The 24,764-nt window shown below is 70.2% G+C and carries 9 protein-coding genes; all 9 read left to right on the forward strand.

Going from position 1 to position 24,764, the window contains the following annotated elements; translation table 11 throughout:
• Window positions 1–48 precede the first annotated feature (48 nt).
• A complete protein-coding gene (locus ACH4S7_RS03000; protein ID WP_398519284.1) occupies window positions 49–240 on the forward strand; it encodes a hypothetical protein in 192 nt (63 codons plus the stop codon).
• Window positions 241–334: 94 nt separating this feature from the next.
• Entirely contained in the window at window positions 335–2,170 is a 1,836-nt protein-coding gene (locus tag ACH4S7_RS03005; RefSeq protein WP_398519285.1) for an albusnodin/ikarugamycin family macrolactam cyclase, read from the forward strand.
• Complete coding sequence (locus ACH4S7_RS03010; protein ID WP_398519286.1) at window positions 2,154–2,444, forward strand: PqqD family peptide modification chaperone; 291 nt, start codon at window positions 2,154–2,156, stop codon at window positions 2,442–2,444. The genes ACH4S7_RS03005 and ACH4S7_RS03010 overlap by 17 nt, the downstream gene beginning before the upstream one ends.
• Window positions 2,441–2,866, forward strand: a complete 426-nt coding sequence (locus tag ACH4S7_RS03015) for a lasso peptide biosynthesis B2 protein (protein ID WP_398519287.1) — start codon at window positions 2,441–2,443, stop codon at window positions 2,864–2,866. The genes ACH4S7_RS03010 and ACH4S7_RS03015 overlap by 4 nt, the downstream gene beginning before the upstream one ends.
• A gap of 85 nt (window positions 2,867–2,951) precedes the next feature.
• Window positions 2,952–3,998 carry a protein-L-isoaspartate O-methyltransferase gene (locus tag ACH4S7_RS03020; RefSeq protein WP_398519288.1) on the forward strand — a complete coding sequence of 349 codons (1,047 nt, stop codon included), beginning with the start codon at window positions 2,952–2,954 and terminating at the stop codon, window positions 3,996–3,998.
• 176 nt (window positions 3,999–4,174) lie between these two features.
• A complete protein-coding gene (locus ACH4S7_RS03025; RefSeq protein ID WP_398519289.1) occupies window positions 4,175–4,633 on the forward strand; it encodes a hypothetical protein in 459 nt (152 codons plus the stop codon).
• An 80-nt stretch (window positions 4,634–4,713) separates the two neighbouring features.
• Entirely contained in the window at window positions 4,714–5,052 is a 339-nt protein-coding gene (locus ACH4S7_RS03030; protein ID WP_398519290.1) for a hypothetical protein, read from the forward strand.
• Window positions 5,052–7,520 carry a phage portal protein gene (locus tag ACH4S7_RS03035; RefSeq protein WP_398519291.1) on the forward strand — a complete coding sequence of 823 codons (2,469 nt, stop codon included), beginning with the start codon at window positions 5,052–5,054 and terminating at the stop codon, window positions 7,518–7,520. The genes ACH4S7_RS03030 and ACH4S7_RS03035 overlap by 1 nt, the downstream gene beginning before the upstream one ends.
• Before the next feature lie 1,097 nt (window positions 7,521–8,617).
• The gene (locus tag ACH4S7_RS03040; protein WP_398519292.1) at window positions 8,618–24,763 is read left to right on the forward strand and encodes a hypothetical protein; all 16,146 of its coding nucleotides are present in this window, start codon (window positions 8,618–8,620) and stop codon (window positions 24,761–24,763) included.
• Window position 24,764 lies beyond the last annotated feature (1 nt).

Genomic DNA, 24,764 nt, shown 5'->3' on the forward strand with positions numbered 1-24,764 from the left:
TCGACCGTTCACCACGCTACCGGTGAACCCCCCACCACGGTTCACTCTTTGCAAGACACCGGTTACGGAGAGTCCGTCACCGAGAAGTGCGAGGAGGTGAGTGCGATGGAGCAGCCGACCACCGAGGTCTACGCCAAGCCCGTCGTGCTGGACGCCGGGGCTGTCACCGAAGTGACCCTGGGGACGAACAACTTCGACACCGCGGACGAGTCCCAGTACGTCAAGTCGGCAGACGACTGACCGGCGCACAGCCCAGAGGCCGGGCCCGGGTACGCATGGCGTACCCGGGCCCGGCCCGCACTCTCCCAGGACGAGCACGAAGGAGTGTCATCGCATGAGGTGGTGTACGGGGTGGACGGGCCGGACAGCGCCGGCAGTCCGGCCGGCGGGCGGACGGCAGGTGCCCGGCCGGCCCACGCTGTGGTCGTCGGGCTGGCCCGAGCGCCAGGTACGAACTGTCCGGACAAGCGATACCGCCGTGACGGTGATCGGCGACTACGCAGCCGACGCCCGGGAACTCGGCTTCATCCTCGGCGCGGTGCGGGCCAAGCGCTGGCAGGAACTCACCGGTTGGCCCGGCTCCTGCCTGATGGTCGCGGAGCACGGGCCGATCACCACGGTGATCGGGGACCTGGCCGGGCAGCACCCGGTCTACTGGCGACGGGTGGACGGCGGAATGTGGTGGGCGAGTGCCGCCTCGGCACTGGCCGCGTTGGACTCCGCACCGGTCGATCCGGTCGCAGTCGGGGCGCACCTGGCCCTCGGGCAGCCCGACCTCCTCGGCGAACGGTCCCTGTTCCGCGACGTTCACCGGGTCCCGCCCGGATGCCTCCTGCGCATCGACGCCGGCATCGCGACCGTCGAGGAGTACGAGCCCGCCGACTACGATCCGGTGCCGCTCAGCCAAGCGGCCCCTGCCGCCGGCGCGGCGCTGCGGCTCGCCGTCGCCGCCCGGCTGGACGGCCACCGGCCGGTGAGCGCGGACCTCGCCGGTCTGGACTCCACCACCCTGGCCTGCCTCGCGGCCAACCACGGCCCCGTGACCGCGACGACATTCACCGACTCGCGCCTGCGCAACGACGACCTGGCCTACGCCCGGCGCACCGCCGCGACCGTTCCCGGCCTGCGCCACCGCGTCGTCACCGGCACCCCCTCCACCGTCTACTACAGCGGGCTCGACGACCTTGGTCATCTCCCTCTCACGGATGCCCCGCACTCCTATACCGTCACTGCGGGCCTCAAGCGGGCGGTCCTGGCCGCCGTCACCGCTGACGGCGGCGGGCCGGGCCTGCACTTCACCGGCGCGGGCGGTGACACGGTTCTGTCGGCCGGCAGCTACCTGCCCGATCTGCTGCGCGATCGATCGTGGCGCACCGCCCACGCTCACGCCCAGGCCCGTGCCCGTGTCGGCCGCACCTCGGTGTGGACGATTCTGCGGCGCGCCCGGCCCGCAGCCCGGATGACCCTGCCCGGGGCGATCCGGCGCACCGCCGCCGAGCTGCGCGAACCGGCACCTTCCTGGAACCCGGATCACCGGCCGCCGCACAGTTGGACCCCACTGCTAGCGTCCGCCGCGTGGATGACGCCCCCAGCCCGCCGCTCACTGGCCGACGCCCTCGACGACACCGCTGATCTCCTTCCCCGGGTGCCGGAGCGCCTGTCCGCCTGGTCGGACCGTCAGGATCTGCTCCGCCTGGGGGCGGACATGAACGGGTGGCGGGCCCTGGCCGAGTCCGAGTTCGGCGTCGAGGTGGCGGCCCCCTACCTGGACAACACCGTCATCCGCTCCTGCCTGGCCGTCCCCGCCGAGGAGCGCGGCACCCCAGGGACGTACAAGCCGCTCCTGAGCGCGGCCTTCCCCTACGGCCCGGTGCCGTCCTTCGTCCTCAAGCGGGTGACGAAGGGCGTGTTCAACGGCATCTCCTACGCCGGGTTGCACGACCACGCGGCCACCATCACCGCACTCCTGGGCCCGGCGTCCCGTCTGGCCGCACTCGGCCTGGTCAGCACCGAACCCGTCTCCTCAGCACTCCAACGGGCCGCGACCGGACAGCGCACGCCGCAGGGCTCCGTGCACCTGGCGGTGGCGACCGAGGTCTGGCTGCGCCGGCTCGATGTCCGCCGCGCCACCTGGTGGCAGGAGGCGAGCCGCCATGTGGCGACTGCGTGAGAACGCCCACCCCGTCCTCACGACGGAGGGCGGCGCCATCCTCGACGAGCGCACGGGCCGGTGGGCCCACCTCTCCCCCACCGCGGCAGCCGCCGTCATGTCCCTGTGCGCCTCCACCACGCGGGAACAGGCCGCCGGCCAGTACGCCGAACGCTACGGCCTCACCGGGGACCAGGCCATGACCGACGTCGCCGCGGTGGCCGACGCCCTCGACACAGCCGGCCTGGCCACCTGTGCAACCCCCGCACGGAGGCTCCGGAGGTGGCGGCGATGACCATGCCCCAGACATATACGACGGTGCGCGCCGGCACGTTCCCCCAGCGGTGCGCGGCCCGGCTCGGACTGATCGCCGCCATGCTGCTGCTGCGGCTTCTCCCCTTCCAGCTCACCGTCCGCCTCGTACGCCTCGCCCGGCGCTTCGGCCGCCGCCCCCTCGCTCCCGAGCGCGCCGAGGACCTGGTCTCGGCGGTACGGTACGCGGGCCGCCGCTGGCCGGTGCGAATCGCGTGCATGGAATCGAGTCTCGCCGCAGTCCTGGCCGCCGCGATCACCGGCCGGAAGCTGAACTGGTGCTTCGGCGTGCGGTTCGTCCCCCCACCCGTGGAGTACCACGCCTGGGCCGAGGCCCCCGGCCACGGCCCGGTCGGCGAAGACACCGACGCCGACTGGCCCTACCACACCGCCCTGTCCCTCTGAATCCCACTGGCCCCGATCCCGTGACTTTCACCCGACCGGGGCAGTTGAGCACACGAGTTCCCCATCCTTCTGAGGAGTGAAAGCGTTGAGCGCACCCATCGTCGACGCCCCGGTGTCGCCCGTGGTCGTCCAGACCGCCGAGTCGGTGCCCGAGAAGCACTACACCCATCACGACGGGCGCGGGCCCACCGTGCACCGCACGAACGCGGTCTTCGTCCATCGCGACATCTCCTACCTGGACGTTACCGAGGGCGCGCGGGTGCTGGAGATCGGAACCGGGTCCGGCTACTCGGGCGCGCTGCTCGCCCAGCTCACCGGCCCCACCGGGTCGGTCACCAGCCTGGACATCAACAGCTATCTGACCCGCTGGGCCAACCTCATCCACCACCAGCGCGGCCTGTCCCACATCCGGTGCCACACCGCCGACGGAACCACCGGCTACCCCGCCTCCGCCCCGTACGACCGGATCGGCGCCTGGTGCGCGCCGCCCCTGCTCCCGAAGGCGTGGGTGGACCAGACCGCCGACGGCGGCCGGATCGTCTCCACCCTCCCCGTCGCGGCCGTACCGGACCTGACCGTTCTCGCCGTCATCCGCGTCAACCAAGGACGCCCCGAGGTCGAGTTGATCACCGGGGGCAACTACATCGACGCGACTCCTTCGCCGAAGGCTGATCTGGACCTGCCCGGTCGCTGGGTCGACTGGGAGACCCGGATTCCCGAGCACTGCTGGGTGTCCATCGCGTGGCGCGAGAACGACGACTGGCACCGCTCCGGTGCCCGCACCACTCTGGAACGCCTGATCAATCCCGGTCACAGCGAGGACGCTCCCGCAGAGGCACCGTGGAAGCCGCTCCAGTTCTGGGCTGCCGCTACGGCCGACCCCGGGCAGACGCTCGCCCGTCTCCCCAGCGGATGGCTGTTCGGCCACTCCACGCCCACCTCGGCCGCCGCTCTCACCCAGAACGGCAGGATCATCGCGGATGCACCCGGTTCCCCTTCCCTCACCGTCGTCCGGGACTGGATCGCCGGGTGGAACGCCGCTGGACAACCCGGCCGCGCCGACTACTCCCCGAGCCTCATTCCCACGGAAGGGCCGGACGGCGAGGGCTGGGACCTGCGCCTGACCCGGTAGGACCGAGAGGCCCGCCCTCGCAACGCCCCCGCCTGGCGAGCCGACCCCGCGGAAGCTGTAACAGATCCGGCCTCACTGACGTTCCGCGCTGTGGAACGGGTTGTCCTCTTATGTCAACCCTGTCGACACACGGCGCGGAGGAATGAGTGACGACTGCTACTGCTCCTCTCTCAACGATGGCGGGCCGGGCCTTCTGGCAGGAACCTCTGTTCCCGCCACGGCCCGAGCCCGCGCCCAAGACGCCCGTGCCGGATGCCCAGGCCCCCGCAGTACCGGTTGCTCGACCGGTCGAGCAACCGGATCTCTCCCACACCTGGGTCGTCGCCGCTGAGATCCAGGTCGAGCCGCGTATCGCGAGCATCGCGGACTACCGCGGCTCCTTCAAGACGGCCGCCGGACAGCGCGTCGATGCCTTGGAGGTGTACTGCAAGGGCTGCCGTCGCCCGTTCGACGACGTGAAGGGCCGGGACTGCGCGGAGAAGATGGACAACCGGCACCTCATCGGCGGAGACCAGTCGACGCGGAAGAAGCGCAAGCTCCCACCGGTCCCGAAGGGCACGAAGATCATTCCGGGGGAGAAGGTACAGCGCCGCGGTATCGGCGCCTACATGGCCGGAGTGAGCCGCCCCCGCTGACACCCCCCGGCCGCGCCCCTCACCCACGATTCCCGCCGAGCACGCGACACTAGCCGCTCACCGCGCCCACAGTCCGCGCCGTGAGTACACCGCCTGAGACACCCTCCCCGCGACGCCTCGTCCGCGAGGTCGCCGGCCTTCTCCTCGTCGCTGCCGGCGCCCTCGTCGTCCTCGTGGCTCTCTTCGCCGTTCACCCAGTCCTGAGCACCAGCGTGGGAGCCGCGGGCACCTACGCCGTCTTCATCTTCCTGGCGCCGACGAGCACCCCGGTCACCCGGATGATCACGCGCGTCTCCACCGCTGTCGCGACGGCGGCTGCCGTCGGCTGCGCGTTCATGTACTGGCCCCTGCTGGGCTGGGTCGAAGCCGGCGCGATCATCGGTGCCGCTGGCGCGTGGCTGGCCAGTGAGGGCGTCTGATGCCGCGCCAGTTCCTGCCCGGCCTCCGCCATCTCCTCGCCCCAGGCCGGGTGATCGCTCTCGAAGAGAAGACGGCCGCCACCGGGGGCTCGTACGTCTCCATGACGTACGCGGGGACTACCACGATCTGGGGCACGGAGGACCGCGCGGCGGGCTGGGATCTCGACCGCGTCATCCAGGAGGGCTATGAGCGCAGCATCTGGGCGTTCAAGGCAATCGAGGCGATCTCCAAGCACCCCAGCTCGCTGAACATCGAGATCGGCCGTGGCGGTGACGAGCGAGGGTTCGCGGAAACGCTCACCGATCACCCTTTGCTGCGCGTCCTGAATGTGCAGGCCAACCCGATGGAGCGGGGGCCGGTCTTCAAGAAACGGCTCTCCGCCCAATTCTTGCTCTCGAAGAAGGGCGCTTTCGTCGAGATCACCCGCAGCCGAGGGGGCACGATCACTCGCCTCGATCTGCTGCCCCCCAACCGCGTCGAGGCGATACCCGACCCGCGCGGCGATTACATCTCGCACTTCGAGTTCACGACATACGACGGCCGCATCAGGGAGCTGGAGCCCAGCCGCGTCGTCTGGCTGAGAGATCCCCATCCGACCGATCCCTACTGCGGCGTGACGCCGCTTGAGGCCGCAGGGCTGAGCGTCGATCTGGACGTCAAAGCCCGCGCCTACAACATCGCCTTCATCGACAACGACGCTAGGCCGTCCGGCATCGTGGGCATCGACGTCGACGGCCTGGACCAGCGCGAGATCGACCGGATTCAGCAGCGTCTCGCACCGGGCGCGCAGAGCGCCGGCGAGACCGTCGTGGTCGGCAGCGGTCCGGGGGGCCTCACCTACGTCGATACGAGCACCCGGCCGCGGGACATGAACTACGAGACGCTGGCCCGGACCGCGAAAGACGAGATCCTGTCGGCTTTCGGCGTCCCGGAGTCCATCGTGGGCAACGCCTCCGAGCGGACATACGCCAACGCGGACAGGGAAGAGTGGAATTTCTGGCAGCACACGGAACTGCCGCATTTGGCTTTGCTCGCCTCCGCCTTCGACCTGGACTTGGACGACGGCTGGTCGCTTCGGTTCAACACCTCCACGGTGGAAGCGCTGGAGTACCCCCGGCGCCAGCGGCGGGAAGAGGCCCGCCAGGAGTGGAACGCCGGCCTGATCACGGTCGACGAGTACCGCGTGATCGCCGGGCGCCCCGCGTTCGACGTCCCGCACACCCGGGCGCTGTGGATCAGCCCGCAAAAGGCCCCCGTCCCGGCCAACGCCGACGACGCGACCGCACTCGGTGTCGGCCAGGACCCCATGGCCGCAGGAGCAGCCAGCCTGCCCGGCGAAAGCACTTCGCCCCCTGCCATCGGCTCTTCCGAGCCGGCGGACGGCTCTGCGGCTGACGCTGTCGCCGAGGCCCGCGCCCAGGACCCGGGCGGGGGCGCAGCCTCCGACGTGGCGGCAGCTCGTGAATCAACGGGCTCCCCCATGACTGGAGGCACTGCTGCGGCGGCTGTCGAACAGGCCCGGGAGAGCATGTCCCTCACCCTGCCCGGCGATGCCGCCGCCGACGTATCGGCAGCTCGTGCCTCCGTCGACGAGCCCACCTCCGGTGAGGCGGCAGCCGACGTATCGGCAGCCCGCTCCGTCATCGAGCGCAAGGAACTGCCGCGCGATGCCGAGTCCGACGAGTACGAGGTCACCGACGGCGACTTCGACACGGTCTCTGGCGCCGTCACCGCCGCGCTCATCGCGCTCCTCGCCCGGCAGGAAGGAGTCATCACCGCACGGCTCCACGCGCCGAAGACCCGCAAGCGCACCCGGTACTGGCACCCGGACGGCGACACCGACCTACGCCATGGCGACAACCCGATCAACGTGGCGCGAGTCGTCGGTGCCGGCCGCTGGGAAGAGGAGACCACGGCGACCCTCGGCCCGATCCTCCAGCAGGCGGCGGCTAAGGCCGCATCCGCGTTCGGGACGGCCATGACCGGAACCGCGACTGTGCCGCCCGGCGCGGCAGCGGCGGCGCTCGCCGCCTCCGCCATGGCCGGAGCCGCCGTCACCGCGCTGCTCGCCGACCTGGCCACCACCCTGGACACTGCCCAGAACGAACACGCCGCCCTTGACGAACTCGTCGCGCGCGTCGCCGCCTTCTTCCGGGCACGGGCCGCGAAGTTCACCGCGCTGGTCGCCGAGTCCTGCGCCGTGACCACCGTCAACGGTGCCGCCGACGCAGCCGCCGAGTCCGCGGGCCGCGCCGTCCTTCGGACATGGGTCACCCGACGGGACGACCGTGTGCGCCCCGCTCACCAGCAACTGCACGGCACCACGCTGCCCGCCGGCACCCCGTACACGGTCGACAGGTCCGCCCTGCGCTATCCGGGCGACCCGTTCGCCCCCGCAGACCTCACGATCGGTTGTCGCTGCCGACTGCGCTACCACGCAGGCATCACCGTCGAACAGGTCCTATGAATCAGGCCAGCTACCTGGACGTTCCTGTTCGCTGATTCCGGAACGGCAAATGGAACTGATGACACCTTCGGCTGGGACCGCCGTCTGTTTCACCCCCGCCAGGGGGGAGATCCCCGGACCGATCCGGTCCGGGGATCTCTTCGAGCGCTTCAGGGTCCGATGAGCCTGTGGAGCACGGGGGCACTCACCCCACCTGCCGTCAGCCCGGCGAGTACCGCCGCAGCCGCATTTCCAACACTGAGATGCGTCAGAAAGCCCACGAGACCGCCGAGAATAGCCGCGGCGACGAACACGAGCGCGGCGTGTGCCGTCAGCAGGGCACCGCCAACGTCATCCTGCTGAGAGCTGCCCTCTTGACACATATAACTTGATGAAGAGGTACCTTCGCCATGTGTGGCCATTCATGCTCCATGATTTCGCGTTCCATCCTGGACACGAGTCGGCCGCGCCGTCACGGTGAGCCTCCTGCTGCACCACGCCCGCCAAAGCAGCGGTGCCGCAGGGGCTCCCGTCGTCGCGCTCAACTCGTAGGAGCGAGCATACGCAGGGCGCACCCCTATTCGGTCCGCTGCAAAGCAGCATGACGGGTTGTCAGGTGCTCAATTCGCTTCATCTATCAGGGGGTAACGCGTTCGGGATTTCTTTCGAACCACCCGTTCGGGGAACGTCGCACCCTGCTAAGCAACAAAGCCACGCTCACACAGCGCCGCGACTCGCCCACTTTACGTGACGATGATGGTGGGTCTGGGGACTTGTCGTCACTCCCGAGCATGACCCGGACTCCTTCGAACCCGGCAAGTGATCCAATCGGCCGGGCCACGCTTCTCAGCGCAAAATGTCAATCCAGTTCAGCAGGGCCCGAATCGAACGGTTCCCCGACGGCCCCTACTGCCAACTTCGTCTCCGCATGGGCCGGGACGGGGAATCCGCTCGTGAGACAACGCCGCGACAGCGGCATCGACCACCAGGGCCACTGACAAGCGCCGGAGTCGACACCAGGGCCCGCAGGGGCGCCTGAGCCGCATCCATTCCCAGGTATGCGCGGGCCCGAACTGAGCACGCGACGTAAAAGGGCTGCTCAGTGCATGGTCCGCGCCATGCTGAATCGTCCTTCCTCGGCCGAGCTGAGTCGCACCCCTGAGGTCAAGTCCGTCCGACGACGGCCGTGGAACCCTGCCCTGCACCCGCGGGACTCGCGGGGCCGGTTCATCGAGACCGGCGGCGTAGCGAGGTTGTGGTCGGGCAAGCTCGCCCGTATCGTCCGCGCCCTCCCGCGTGACCGCGTCCTCGTCCAGGACCGCGCGGCCGACGGCACCTACACCGGGCGACGCCACAGCACCAGCGCCCGCTGGATCACCATGGTGGCGCGCCCCGACGGCAGTGCGCCCACCAAGAACGAGCAGAAGGTCCGCGACGAGGACAACCGCCGAGAGCAGGACGACCGGCGCGGCCTCGGCCTGTCCCGCGACGACCACGGTGATCCGGACACCCCCGATGAGCCGCACGCCACCGATGACGAGGGCCAGCCGATCGGCGACGCAGCCAGCGACGGTCGCCCCGAGGACGACGATCAGGACGAGCCCGACGACGGCGACCACGACGTCGACACGGGAGCACTGCCGAACCACAAGGCCCGAGCCGGAGCCCGCTACCCAGACACCTCGGCGGTGCGCCGTCACTTCCTCGACCTCGCCGAGCAGCCCGGCGCCAACGCGCGGGCTCTACGTCGCCTGGCCGGGGACGAGGATCTGCGCATCACCCCGTCCGGGGGCCTCGTCACCACCCGCGACGACGCCAACCGTCGCTGGTATCTCACCTCGACCGGCACCGGCGGTTACCTCGACGTCGGCGACTTCGCCAACCGCGCGGAGGCGGACGCCGCAGCCGAGTACATCGACGAGAACGTCCGCAACGGCCACATCATGCCGGGCGAGTTCAACCAGCCGATCGACTTCTCAGACCCCGCCATCGCCGACTGGTTCCTGACGTGGCGATCCACCAAGGGGGAGGACGCTGGGCAGGCCATCCGTCGCGCGGTGGAAGACTTCCGCGCCGCCCGCGCGGGCAGTGCCACCCCGCCTTCCCCGGCCCCGAAGCAGCGCCCCAAGGGACGCGGCCGGTACACCACGCTCCAGCAGGTCCGCGACAACTGGTCGAAGAGGGCCGGCGCCCTGCGCGCCTCCGGGAAGGAGGAAGACCGCCGCACTGCCCGTGACCTCGACGATCTGGTCAACGAGCCCCGCATCAAGCTTGTCGGCGACGGCCAGTTCGTCACGCGCCGGATCGAGGGCGACTGGTACCTGTATGCCACCGCCACCGGCCAGCGGATGTCATACGGCTTCGACCGGCAGGCCGATGCCAAGGGCTTCGCCGAGCACATCGTCGGGAAGATCACCGACAAGGACGGTAACGCCCTCGACTTCTCGGACCCCGCGTTCGCCGAGCAGCGCCGGAATTGGCGCTCCGCCAAGGGGCGCGACTACGACCAGGAGTGGACCGCCGCCCGCGCCCTGTTCGACCAGAAGCACCCGCCGAAGCACAGCATCGCCACCGCCCGTCTCGCCGAGACGCTGCGCCGCCGTCCCTTCGGCGACGAAGACGCCCCGGCCCCGAAGGCGGAATCGGGGCAGCCGCCCGCCCCGGGGAACGAGGCCGCCGACGAGCCCGGCATCCCGGGCAATGAGCCGGGCCGGCAGCAGGGCGAGCAGCGGAGCGTCCCGGACGAGCAGCCGGAGCTTGTCCCCGAGCCCGCTCCCGAGCCACAGCCGGAGCCCGCAGCGCCTGCCGACGGGCGGCCGGCAGGCGTACCGGCCGACGCCGAGCCGATCGACGGTGTGCCCGGCTACTGGGCGACTTCGTGGAGCCCCGGTCCCCTCACCGTGTACGGCACGGACGGTGCACGCATCGCGTCCGTCGTCGGCGGTTACAACGACCGGTACGCCAAGGTCGACGGGGTCCACGTGCCCATCGGCGACAACCTGAACCTCGCCGGCCAGACGATCGCCCGGCACCACCTGGCGACCGCCAACCCCTCCCAGGCGGACCATGTGCACCTGGCATGGACCATGCACAAGGGCACGAGGGTCCTGGCCGTGCGCGGCACGATCAAGGACGACGCGGCAGATGACCGGGCGGTCGGTGTCGCCGGAAGGCTCGCATGGTCGCCCGTCGTGGAAGCGCGGATCACCGGCACCAAGTGGAAGCCGGAGACCCGGGACCGCAAAGCGGCCGACATTCTCGCGGCGTTCATCCGGCAGGGCCGCAACGTCCGCGTCACCGACGAGACCAGCACAACCGCTGAGGACGCCCCGCAGCAGCTCGACGAGGACACCAAGCTCCTGCGCGCGATGCCCGAGGCCACACTGCGCCAGCACCGGGACAACCTCAAGATCCACGTACAGGTCGCCAAGACCCCGGAACGCAAGCAGAAGGCGCGCGCCGCCCTGCACAAGGTGGAAGCAGAACTCGACCGCCGCCGCGCCCCCGTGAACGACGAGGCCAACAGCGGCGAGCCCGAAACAGCATTGAGCGCGCCGGACCGCGCAGCCGCGATGAGCGACACCGAACTCGCCGAGGCCATTAGCAGCTCCGAAGGAGAGCGGGGCACCTACGGCTCTCGCCGCGGTGACCGGCTAACCGACGACGAACGAGCGATGTACGCCGACCGTCGCCGCCGTACCAGCGACCTGGTGTCCCACAGCGGTGATCCACAGGATTTGGGCGACGAAGACCTCTCCGCGCACATCAAGACGCTGACCGCGCGTGAGCGCGCCCACAAGCCGGACGGATCGATCCACGAAGAGGAATACCTCGCCCCGGAACGGGATCTGTGGAACGACCTGACCAGCCGGCTCGCCGCCGCCGAGACCGAGCACCAGACTCGCACGCTACGAAAGATCGCTCAGCGTCCGCCGGTCCAGGACCTCGACGACGCGGAGCTGAAGAAGGAGGAGCAGGGTCTCCCCATTCGCCTGCGGCGCCTGGACGCGGAACAGAACAAGGTCCTGACCGCCCGGCGCAGCGCGATCTATGAGGAACAGCAGATCCGCAAGGCGGCCGTCTACCGCAATGCCCCCGCCCCCACCGGGCTCACCGACGACGACCTGAGCAAGGCGTTCAAGGAGGTCCGCAGGGACCGGGCTCTCAACAGCGGGGACGTGGTGCGGGAAGCCCTGGATGAGCGGCTGAAGGCCCTCTTCGACGAGCAGAACCGCCGCGGTACTGCGGGCCGCGAGACGACGGTCAACCGGGCCGAAACCCGCGAGGACCCGCTCTCCGCTTCGTACGGAATCTCCGTCCAGGTCGACGGCAACGGCTACGGCCAGGTCGAGTACCGCGAGACCGACTCCGTGTACGGGACCGGCCACAAAGCCGGGTGGAATGCGCAGCGAGAGCGGCACGGCGGTCTTCTGGGGGCGTTCCCGAGCATGGCCGAGGCCCTGGCCGCGCTCGTCGACAGCTATGACACCGACCCCGCGACCGAACCGGTTCGTTTCTACGGGTCGACGAGGCGTGTATGGGTCCCCAAGATGTTCGTCGAGCTGTACCAGGCCGAGCAGCGCGCGGACCTGCTCCCGTCGGCGAGCAAGGAACGCCAGACCCTCTACGGCCTCTTCAAGGGGTACTCCTACCACTGGTCCTCCGGCACCAACCCCCTCACGGGGAAGGTCGCCAAGGGTGCCAACCTGGATGTGCCCGAGGGGCTGCTCGCCGAGTTCCACCGCGTCACCGAGGAACTGTCCCGGGCGATGATGCTGCGGGTCAGTGACCGTGAACTGGACTCCTCCGACCGGTCGAAGGCCCGCACGCGGCTCGCCTCCATCTCCGCTGCGCTGCACGGGATCGACGCGGAGCGCGCGGCAGTACGTGAAAATGGCGGGGACGATGACCGCAAGGTCATCTCACGCGAGGAAATCGAGGCGCAGCAGGCAGCCCTGCGCGCGGCTCTCGGAACAGACGAAGGGGCTGATGGTGAGCATCTACAGCCAGACGGCCAGGGATCACTGGACGAAGTACCGGCCGCGGGAGCTGGCTCAGATGGAGGACCCGGAGCGGTTCTTCCTGAACAAGGGCAGGGAGATCGAGACGGCGATTCTGGTGGCCGAGGAGGCGCTGGAGCAGGCCGTGCCGGCCGCGACGGAGTACGAGGCCCGGGTCGGTCAGTTCAATCAGATCAGGGCGGACGCGACGGCGATGGTGATGCGGGAGCTGCTGCCGGAGCCGGAGCCGGAGACCGAGGAGCTGCCGACGCTCAGCCCGGAGATGCGGGAGCTGCAAGCTCTGAAGGACGCGGTGTACGGCATGTAGCACCGCGCTTCCGCCCGGACCAGGCCGACGCCGCGACAAAGGGCCCGATCGAGCGGGCTGCGGCGAACGTCGACGCGATCCGGGTGATGAAGCGGCTGAAGCGGGAGAAGAACCGCGCGGCCACCGAGAGGGAGAAGGTCGCCCTCGCCCGCTGGACCGGGTGGGGCGCGGTTCCGATCATGTTCGCGTCGGAGCCGAACGAGAAGGAGCCGCGCTACCAGCAGGGCGGCGCACGGCACGGAAAGTTCGCTCAGGATCACGCCCGCTGGGCGGAGTACACCAACCTCCGCCAGATGCTGTCCGACGAGCTGACGCCGCTGGAGTGGCACCAGGCCCGGCGTGGCACCCTGTCGATGCACTACACGCCGCAGCCCATCGCCGAGGCGATGTGGGCCGGCCTGAAGGAACTCGGGTTCGGGCGCGGGGACGTTCTTGAGGCCGGTGCCGGGAGCGGCGCGTTCTTCGGTGTGTCGCCGGAGGGCGCCCGCCTCACCGGAATCGAGCTGGACCCAACCACGGCGCAGATCGCGAAGGCGATCTACCCGGACGCCAACGTCCTCAATGAGAACTTCGCCGAGACCGATGCCGAGCCTGGCACCTTCGACGCGAGCATCGGCAACGTCCCCTTCGCCAGCATCCCGTTCGGCGACAAGCGGTACCCCGCTGAATCCCTGCACAACGGATTCATCACCAAAGACCTGGCACTGACCCGGCCGGGCGGCATCACTCTGCTCATCACCTCCCGCCACACGCTCGACTCCAAGGGCGACAAGGCTCGTAAGCAGATTGCGAAGTACGGCGACCTCATCGGTGCCGTCCGCCTGCCGTCCGGGGTTTTCACCGACGCCGGCACCAGCGTGGTCACCGATGTCCTGGTGCTACGGCGCCGCGCCGACGGAGAGGAACCCGCCGACACATCGTGGCTCGCCGCTCCCGAGCGGAAGGTCAAGGACACCCGCGAACACGTCAACGCCTACTACACCCAGCACCCGGAGCACATCCTCGGCGAGCTGACGACCGAGTCGTCTCCGTACGGGCCACGCCTGACCGTCAAGGGCGATCCGACCAAGGCCGCCGATCAACTCCGCGACGCGCTGAAGGACATCGCCGCGAAGGCGAAGGCCGACGGACGCGGATACGAGCCGCACCCTGATGGCGAGAGCCGGCCGCCTGTGTTCCTCCAGACCGCGCGGGACAAGCACGCCAGCGACTGGACCGGCCGCCTCTACGAAGGCGACGACGGCAGGCTGTACCAGCACGTCAACGGCGGCAACCCCGTCACGGTCGAGCCGTCCGACGGACGCGACGACCAGCTCCGCGCCCTCATGCAGCTAAGGGACGTCGCCGCCGAACTGCGCGCCCTTGACCGCAAAAACGCGGAAGACGAGCGCGCCGAGAAGCTGCGCACCCAGCTCCGCGATCTGCACACCGCGTACGTGGAGCAGTTCGGGCCCCTGTCCAAGCCCGGCCAATTCCGCACCATGAGGACCGGCATCCGTGAGGACGGAACGGAGGAGCGCACACCGACCGCGTGGGGCTACTTCCGCTCCGACCCGGACGCCGGGTCAGTCCTCGCCCTGGAACGGTGGGACGCGGACAAGCAGGAACCCATCCTGAGCCGTGCCTTCATCGAGCGCGCCGCCGCACGCCGCCAGCCGCTCGACGAGACCAACGACCCGCTGACGGCCCTGTCCGCGGTCGTCGCCGCGACCGGTCAGGTCGACCTCGGCAGGATCGCCCGCCTCCTGAAGATGCACCCCCAGGATGCGCTGCGGGCCCTGGGCAAAGAGGTTTTCACCGACCCGGCCACCGGCCGCATGGAACTGGCCGGCGCATACCTGTCCGGCGCCGTCCGCGACAAGCTCGCCGACGCCCGGCGCGCCGCCGAGAAGGACCCGGCCTACGCCGTCAACGTCGCCGCGCTCGAAGCGGTACAGCCCGCCGACCGCACCATCGGCGAGTTCACCCCGGAAATGGGCGCGCACTGGACGCCGCCCGAGCTGCTGCAAGGCTTCCTGCGCGACTACCTGGGCGACAAGACGCTGCGCGTCGCCCACGACGACCGCTACGGCTGGATTCTCTACAACGGCCAGATCCCCAAGGCCAACAACGTCCTGCACGGGGTCGCAGCCGACCCCAAGAAGGGCACCAAGGGCAAGAGCGCGATCGGCATCGTCCGCGCGGTCCTGGGCCACGGCTCTCTCACGGTCTACCACGACGACAAGCGCCGTGACGTCGATGAAGAAACGTCACGCCTGGTGCGGCAGAAGGCCGACCAGATGCGGTCGGAGTTCGCGAAGTACGCCACCGCCAATGTCGACCGGCTCACACGGCTGACCGACTCCTACAACACGATCATGAACGGTCAGATCGTCCGTTCGTACGACGGCATGAGCCCGTCTCTGGACGGCCTCACCCCGGATCGCACCCCTCACCCTTGGCAGCTCAGCGGAGCCGCCCGGATGCAGTTCGAGCGGTCGGTGATCCTGGCCCACGAGGTCGGCCTGGGCAAGACCGGCACGCTCGTCATGGGCACCCAGGCCCTCAAGTCGTCCGGCCAGATCGAGAAGCCGTTCGCGGTCGTCCCCGACCACCTCGCGCAGCAGTGGTATGACGAGGCCCGGTTCCTGTACCCGAACGCCGAGATCCACCTGATCACCAGCGGCGACCTCGCCGACGGCCGGCGCGACAGCACCCTGGAGTGGTTGCGCGCCAACAAGCCGGATCTCGTGATCTTCACCGAGCCCGCGTTCGGCTCGATCAAGATGAGTCCGGAGGCGCAGGACGAGTACGAGTTCCGAGAGCTGGAAGCTCTGCGTGAGCAGCTTGATCGGCAGTACCAGGACGCCTCGAATCCCGATCACCCGTTCATCGTCGCCAAGATCGAAGCCCGGATCGCGACGGTCCAGAACAAGATCAGCAAGAACGCGGCTCCCATGCGGAAGCCCGGCCAGACCTACTGGGACGATCTCGGCTTCGACTACGCGGTCGTCGACGAGGCCCACCGATACAAGGGGGTGGGGTTCCGGTCGCGTGAGGGCGGGGGCGACCCCGCGTCCATCCGCGGCATCGACCTGCACCAGAAGCTCAGCGACCTGCACCGTCGCCGTGCGGGCCGCGCCACGGTCACCCTGGCCACGGGCACCCCCCTGTCGAACAGCATCACCGAGCAGTTCACGATGCTCGCCCTGGCAGCCCCGTGGGTCCTGGACTCCTACAAGGCCGGCGCTCCGGACCTGTGGGCGGCGACCTTCGGCCGGAAGACCCTTCGCGTTGAGAACGCTCCCGACGGCTCGGGTCTGAGGATCGTCGAGCGGTTCGCCGAGTTCCGCAACCGGCGCGCCATGAAGACCATGTGGGGTCTGGTCGCGGACACCAAGCGCGCGGACGACGTCGGCATCCCCCGCCCGAAGGTCAAGGGCGGCGGTCCCAATCTCGTCATGGTCGACCCGACCAAGGACCAGACGGCCCGCCTGAAGAAGCTCGTGGCCCGTGGCCGTGCGATCCACGCCGGCGACGTCGACCGGTCGCAGGACAACATGCTCGCCGTCTCCAACGAGGGCACGTCCGTCGCCCTGGACCCGCGACTCGTCGACGCCAAGGCCCCGGCGGGCAAGAAGCTCCCCGCGGTCGCCGCCAAGGCCGTCGAGCGATACCACCAGCACAAGGACCGCGTCTACAAGACGTACTACGGCGGCACGGACGACCACCCCACCCCCGGCGCCCTCCAGATGATCTTCCTGAACGAGGGGGTGCCGGGCGGCAACAACAGGGGCAACTTCGACGCGTACGCCGAACTGAAGCGGCACATGGTCGCGGGCGGCATCCCCGAAGACAAGATCGCCTTCGTCCAGGACCACAAGAAGAGCGGCAAGCCCGAGGCCGTCGCGGAGCTGTTCCGCCGCGCACGAGACGGCGAGATAGCCGTCCTCATCGGCTCCAGCAGCGTCGCCGGAACCGGCATGAACACCCAGAACCGCATGATCAGCCTCACCCACGTTGATCTCGACTGGGGCGCCGCGCAGATGGAGCAGCGCAACGGCCGCGTCCTGCGCTACGGCAACCAGAACCCCATAGTCGAGATCGACGTCTTCGCGACCAAGGGCAGTCTCGACGGATGGAAGGCCGGATTCGTCGCCTCCAAGGCGGAAGGTCTGATCGACATCCAGCGCCCGGAGATGGCCGACAACGACACGAACGACACCGTCGTCGAGCTGGATGTCGACTACCCCGACTACGAGACGATGGAAGCCGAGATCGGCGGCAACCCATTCATGGGCCAGCTCATGAAGGCCCGCCGCGCACTGCGCGACCTGGAGATCGACCAGCACAACGAAGCCGCCGAACGAGTGCGCCGCCAGGAGGCCCTGGCGGAGCTCACGCAGGACCTCGCCACCACCCGCGACGGCATCACCCGCCGCGAGGATGCCCTCCCCCGCATCCGCGACATTCACAGCACATTCGCCATGAGCCTCGGCGGCTCGTCGTACATGGAGCGCGCGGACGCCGCAGCCGCACTGCACCGTCAGGTCACCACCCAGCTTCTGGAGCACAACCGCGACGGAATCGGCCCCTGGAAGATCCTGGGCCAGTACGGCGGCCTCGACTTCGGCGTACGCACCGAACGCGGCGCGAACGGCACGCTGCGAGCGCACGTCGGCTTCCCCGACCTCGCGCGCTCCGACTTCGAGCGCAAGCCGGAAGACCTGAAGAAGCGGGGCGCCGGCTCGGGCATGATCACCCGGCTCGGCAACGCCTTGGACAAGGCCCCCGACCTCCAGCAGTCAGACCGGGCCCGGATACCCAAACTCGACGAGCAGATAGCGCTGCTCCAGTCCGCACAGGCCGCTGCCGACCTCACCCCGCAGATCGAGCACGCCCGATCCCGCGCGAACCTGCTGGACGACATCGTCGGGAGGATCGCCGATCTCGACAAGATTCCCGAGATCGACGAGACCGAACTCAACCCGAAGCTGACACAAGCCCAGCGCAGTCACCTCGTCGCAGAACGCCGGCAGGAGCGCATCCCGCTCCAGGAAGCCGTGGGCGCTGCGGTGCGCGCCCTCGACGCGTTCGACCGCGAGTTTCCCGTGCCCGAGCGTGCCGAAAACCCGGCCCCGCCAAAGGGTGAGCGGGAGACCGAGCAGGGCCGGGTGCGGCTCACCTCCGAGGAAGTCTCCCAGGCCCTCACGCAGCTCCGCCCTGAGGGCGTCTCACCCTCTGACGGCGACACGTCGCCCGCACGGCGGGACATGGATGACGACAGCGACGAGCCGGCCCCGGAACCCGCGACCACCGGGGCAAGTGAGCCGGGCCCGGTCGACAAAGTCACCCTCGACCGTGACGACGTCGCCCAGCAGCTCGACGCCATTCGCCCCGCCGGCGGCAGGGCTCCGTCGGCCATGTCCAACCAGGAGATCGCCGACGAAATCGTGGCCCTGATGGAACGGGAGATGAGCGACGGCGAACTTACCGGCCCCGACCGGACCCGCATGACCGTGCTGGAGGCGGAGAAGGACCGCCGCGCCGGGCGTACGCCGAAGCCCGCCCCGAAGAGGCAGGAGCCCGCCGAGCCGGAGGGTGGTCTCTTCGACGTCGACGAGCCGAAGCCCGAGTCTTTCGCCGTCGCCGACCCGAACAACCCGCTCGACCGGGTCGACGATGAATTTGGCACCCCGGACATGTTCGCCGACCACGAGGGGCGCGACACCAGCCAGCTCCGCCCCGTCCAGACCCGCACCCCCGAGGACCTGGTCCCGGGCGACCGCTACACCGATGCCGACGGCCGCACGCACACCGTCGCCGAGCCGCCTCAGCTCACCAGCAGGGGCCGAGTCCGGATCGTCACCAGCAGCGGCGAGCGATTCTACGCCCGTGATGCCGAACTCCGACTGCGATACCCCGACGAGGAGATCGACGACGAGCGTGATGACCGGCCGGCACCTGACCCCGACCACGAAGTCTCGTCAGATGACCCGGACGCCAGTCCGTCCTCCACGGAGGACGAGGACCACCCGCGCTCCCAGACCAGCGAAGATCGCCACGACGACGGCCAGCGCCCCCGGAACCGGGACGCAGACGCCCCCGAGGAGGCGACGGACCAGTCGCCCGCAGGTGCCGGCAACGCCCCCGACGCCGACCAGGACAACACCGACGCCGACGCTCCCGGACCCCAGAACGACGACGACCGTCGCGAACGTGATCGTGGCCGTCGCCGTCGCCGTCCGGGCACTGATTCGGAGCTGCGCCGGCCTCGGCTGCCGCGCCCGCCCCACGTCCCCGAGTACGACGACCGTGGCGCGGATGAGGACGACAGCAGGGAAGCCGACCGTACGCCGCCACGCACCGTTTCCGATCTCCGGGACGCCTGGAGTCGCGGGGACCTGCTGACTTCCGAGGAGAACACGCCAGAACGGCGCGCGTTCCTCGCACAGCTCGCCGCCAACCCGACCCTCACGCTGTCCTCCGCCAGCGGTCTCGTCACCTGGACCGACGACACCGCGTCGGATGGAGTGCGCGGGTGGCAGTTCGCGCAGGCCCGCAACGGCGGTCGCTTCGGCAAGATCACGCTCACCGCGCGGTCGGCCGATGACGCCCGTGATCTCGCCGATCTGTTCGAGATCGCCACCGACGCCGCCGGGCAGCCGGTCAACTGGCTCCAGCCGCTCACTCCGGAGGCCATCAGCCAGTGGCGCGACCGGCAGGGGCGCACCCTTCCCGAGGCCCTGCGTGCCCTGCGCGATCTCTTCCAGGACGACGACGAGGACAACGCCGCCCGGCAGCCCCGGCCTGTCGTCGCGCTCCCCGAGGACCTGACAGAACTGGGCGACGGCGACCTCGCCGACGCGTGGGGCCGAGGGCTGTCCGAGGCCGACCAGATGCGCGTCGCCGAGGAGATGGACCGGCGCGACGCCGCCGAACAGCGTGTACGAGCGGCCGTCCCGACCACTCCGGCCGCCGACGCCGCCGAAGTGCAGCGCCGCGGCGAAGCGATGGACGCCGCCCTGGCCTTCGACACCGTGGGTGTCACGCGCCGCCCGCTGAACCGCGAGGAACGCCTGCAACAGGAATTCGGCGTCTTCGACGAGGCTCGGTACACCGCTGCCCTTGCCGCCACCAACGGCTACCTCTTCAGCAACGCAAGTCGCAAGCTGCCGCCCGTAGGCGAACACGACCTCTTCTCCGGTGCGGCTCTGTCTCAATTCGGCCGATGGAAGCAGTACGCCAGCCCGGAGTTGCTGGAGTGGTACGACCTCAACGGCGGTCGCATCACCTACAACGCGTTCAAGAAGCAGCGCCGTACACAGGAACGCGTGGAACGGCAGGAGTACGAGGAGCAGCAGCGCGCCGCTGCTTCCGCGGGCACCGCCAGCCCGAGCGGGGCGGACACAAACACCACGGCTCCCGAGAGCGTCCCGTCCGAGCCCGAGCAGAGCGACACCGGGCAGGACGCAGATACAGCAGCATCCGATGCCGAGGCCGCTGGCACGCCGCGATTCACTGATGTGGCCGAACTGCGTCTGCGCCTGCGGGAGGACACGTTCGACGACCCGGGCGTACAGAGCAACTACTGGGCGCGCACCAATGCGGATGCACTCGCGTCCAACGGCACTCTCCAGCTCACCCCGGGTGGGCGCCTGGCTCTGGCCCGCTACAAGGACAGCCAGGACGCATTCCGCTGGAACATCCTCGCGCCGGGCTCTATGGCCTCCCTGTTCTCCTACCGCGACAGGGGCGAGGCCCTGCGAATGGCGGACACGATGGAGAGCATCACAGACGCGGATGGAAAGCCGTTCCCGTGGGATGCTCCGAACGCTCCCGAGCAGGCACACGCCTTCCGCGGGCCCAACGGGGACACGTTCGGCGTCGCCCTCGCCCGGAGCATCGTCGACGAGTACAGCGAGGACGAGAACTCGCAGAACTACACGAAGTGGGGCGCGACCCGGGTCCTGGCCGACGAGGACTGGCTCGACGAGCACTACGACCAGTGGCGGCGCGAACAGGAGGAGGCCGGGTACACCATCCCGGTGTCGCCCGCCGACTTGCAGGGCGAAGACGACATCTCCGCCATAGCCGGAACCCGCGGTGGCCTCACCCCGAACTCCGCGCGCGTGACCGTGGCTCCACGCAGTCTGGCCAGCCGTCTGTCCCGCAACTCGGTCGTCACCGGACTGGACTTCCCCTTCGGTGCCCTCGACGACTACGCCGTCGGCCGTGGCAGCTCCACTCGTATCTACAACCCCGATGGCGAGCAGATCGGCGAACAGGCCGCGAACTTTCAGGGCTTCCTCTTCATCGACGACCCGAAGCGGCCCCGCATCATGCGGCGTCCGCGCCCGGACGAAGTCGAGCCCGGCACCAGCGTCCCGTCCACGCGCACCACTCCGGGGTCCGAGCCCGTCCCCACGCCGACGGATGCCGTCCCGGACGCCCCGGCGCAGGAGGCGCCACAGGGTGAGCCGGAGCCGATCGGAGGCCGGCCGGCGCACTGGGCCCGCGTCGACCAGTTGAATCCGGGCGACACGGCCCGTATCGACGGCACGACCCGCAAGGGACGCGCCGTGACCCGCGCCGGGTATGTCCTCGACTCTCCGCAGCAGGTGACCGTCACCCGGCAGGGCCGCACCGAGGACATGTTGCGGACCATCATCGCTGAGAACCCTGACGGACGCGCCGGCAGCCGGGGCACCGTGTACACCCCGATCAACGCCTCCGCCGCCCGCGCTCAGCCGCCGGAAGACACAGCCGCTGGAGCCCCGCAGAGCGGCGCCCAGAGCGACGTCCTCAGCGGCGACCTGCCCGACACCATCGCCACCGACGCACAGGGGCGAGGGCTGTTCCCCGGCCGTCGCGTCACCGACCACGGTGACCGTGAGGGCACCGTCACCGGCGTCACCGACACCACCGTCTCCGTACGGTGGGCCGACGGCGACACCACCGATGTCACACCCACGTCCCTCACCGCGGACCCCGCTGCCGACCACCGCCCCACGGGCTGGACATCCACCGGCCAGCGGCTCCGTCCCGGCCAGATCGTCGCCGGCGAGAACGGCGCGCTCCTCGGCCCGGTCGACGAGACCGACGGCGACCGCATCACCGTCACCATCTCCGAAGGGACCGCCACCCGCGACGCGGCCGGCCTCCGCGTCGTCGGTGAAGTCCGCGACGACATCCCCGAGACCAGTCCCGTCACCGGCATCAACCCGCAGCCCGCCAGCGAGATCACCAAGGGCGACATCGCCATCCTCGACCTGGACGGCGCTCCGACGACCGTGGAGATCCTTGGCACCAACCGGGACGGCGACCGCGTCACCCTCGACTACACCGACACCACCACAGGCGAGATCGGAACCATCGACATGGACGCCACCGCCGTCGTCCACACGGCGGAGGGGCAGGACGGCTCCGCCCCCGACCTCGGCCCGGCAGACGCACCGGCCCCCGTCGACGACTTCACAGTGCATGAGCCGCTGCCCGTCATCGACCCGGTCACCGACCCCACCGTCGACCCGGCCCTCACTCCGGCCGACCGCGACACCATCGCCGACAACGGCAACGGCCCCGAGGACGATCCCGACGCCCAACAGGCCGCTGCCCGGCTCGGCGCGGACCTCCCCGTCACCACCGACCAGACCGCCGCACTCGCCGCGCAGCTCCGGGCCGGCGCCGACCTCGCCACCACCGAGGGACGAGCCGCGCTCCGCGCCGCCGACCACCTCGACCGCGCGGCCGACCGCCCCGCACCCGAAGGACTCGACCGGCCGCGCCCTTCCACCGCCGCTCAGATCACCGAAGGCGATGTCATCGCCATGCCCGACGAACGCCGCGGCGACGAGATCCACGTCTACCGGGTCATCGGCGTGGAGGAAGGACCCGGGGGCGTGCGCAGCCTCCTCCTGGAAGACGAGAGCCGGCAGTGGACGCGGCGGATCGTTCATGCCGCGATGCCGGTGTGGCAGCTTCCCGAGCCCGCCCCCGAAGCCGGCACGGCTCCGGACACCGCGCGCGCTCCGCGCGACCCCAACTTGCCGCTCGCCTCAATGCGACGCCAGATCGTCGCCGACCACAGCCGCGCGCTGGCCACGCGCATCATCGACGAGGCCGTCGCCGGGACTGAGCCGCCTGGCGACATCCACGCGCTTCGAGAGCAGATCGCCCAGCGTCTCGCCCCCGAGGCCCTGCAAAACGCCCGGGAAACCGCCCGGCGCGATGCGCGCGCAGCCCTGGACACCGCAGGTATCACCGGCCGCGACCGCGCCGCCGTCCAGCAGGCCCTGCGCCGGGCCCGCGAGAAGACGCACGAGCGGACCGTCCGCGCCGCTCTGCGCACGATCAACGACCTCGAACCCCTGCCCGGCGAGCGGGACGAGGACCTGGCCCAGCGCGCGGCTGGACTCCTGCGGCTCATCCCCGACCACATCACCGCCCCGGCCGCCGCACGTCCCGGCATCCCGTCCTCGCCGCGTACCCGCCACACCCTCGGCGGTGACGCATCGGCCGACGCCATCGGGCATGTCGACGACGCGACGGCCGCGCTGCTGCGGCAGGTCGAAGAGGCCGGCGTCGACCCGGCCGACACGGACGCCCTGGCCCGCCTCCTGACGCGTCACCTGGACGGCACGCGCCGGGCCACCGCCCAGCGCATCGTCCGTCGCACGGCCGGAACAGCCCCGGACAGCAGCCGGCAGCCCGGTCTCCTCGCCCGCACCATAGCCCTCCTCGCACGGATAGGCCGCCGCCTGATCGAGCTGGTGAAAGCCGCCGCCCGGAAGATCGCCGAGCTGTGGCGCAACAGCCGCGACCGCCTCGCCCGACTGCGGTCGTTCCTGCACCGCCTGGCCCGACGAGTCCGCAACTGGCCGGAGGCCCGCCGCTTGGCCCGCCTGCACGCCGCCCTCGACGTGCCGGACGTGGCTAGCGGGACAATAGCCGCGCGGGTGTCCCAGTGGGCGGACCTGCTCCCTGAAATGGGGCGGTTCGGTCAGGCTCCGCGGCGTGTCTCCTGGTGGAAGCCGTCGACCTGGGCGCAGCTCGCCGCTGGCAGGCTCCCCGGCCATTCCGCCGAAACACGGTGGGTACCGGACCGTGCCTCCGACGGCGGACCGGGCCTCACCGCCCTGCGGCACCTCGCCGTGCTGCGGGCAGCCGGCACGGCCGTCGACGAGGCCGTGAGCCGTCGCCTCGCCGACGACCTGGGCGATGACTTCGACGGTGACCCGCACGGTGCCCTGCGGGACGCGGACGACCGGCTGGCCGCTGCGGAACGCCGCCTCGTCAACCTCCAGGCCGCGCGCAGCACCCGCACGATCCAGGACCCGGACGTCGAGGTCGAGATCGCAGCGGCACATACCGATGTCGTGACCGCCCGCCACGAGTGGCAAGACCTTCGAGCCCGCTACGCATCAGCGGTGCCCACTGCCGTCGGCGCCGCGCTGGCCGACATTCGCGCCATAGGCCCCCAGGGCACTGCGGGCGTCGTCTTCGGCCCGGAGAGCACCCCGGACGCCGAGCGTGCGGTACGCCGAGTTCAGCAGCTCATCCCCCGGGACTGGCTCGCCACCCCGCACGGACGCCGCCTCACGGCGGTCGACGGCGACGCCGGCCGCTACGAGCCCGAGGTGCAGCGCGCGACCGTGGCCGACCTGGACGACGCAGGAGTCGGTACCGCCGCGCACGCCTTGGCGCAGCACCTCGCCACGCACATCCCGGACCTGGCCTCGGCCCAGCGCGCGTTCTGGTTCACGCGGACACACACCGGCCGGCCCGGCGCCCGCACGCTGGACCATTCCGCCCTGGAGCGTCTCTTGGCGCAGCAGCAGACGCAGACGGACACGGGTGACAGCCTCGGTCGTTCCTTGCAGGCGATGTTCGCCGGGGACTGGTACGAGGACGACGACCTCAGAGCATTCCTCCTCGGCCTGCTCGCCACCCGATGAA

This window comes from Streptomyces sp. NPDC020965 (genome assembly GCF_044333555.1).
In the GTDB taxonomy this organism is placed as follows: domain Bacteria; phylum Actinomycetota; class Actinomycetes; order Streptomycetales; family Streptomycetaceae; genus Streptomyces.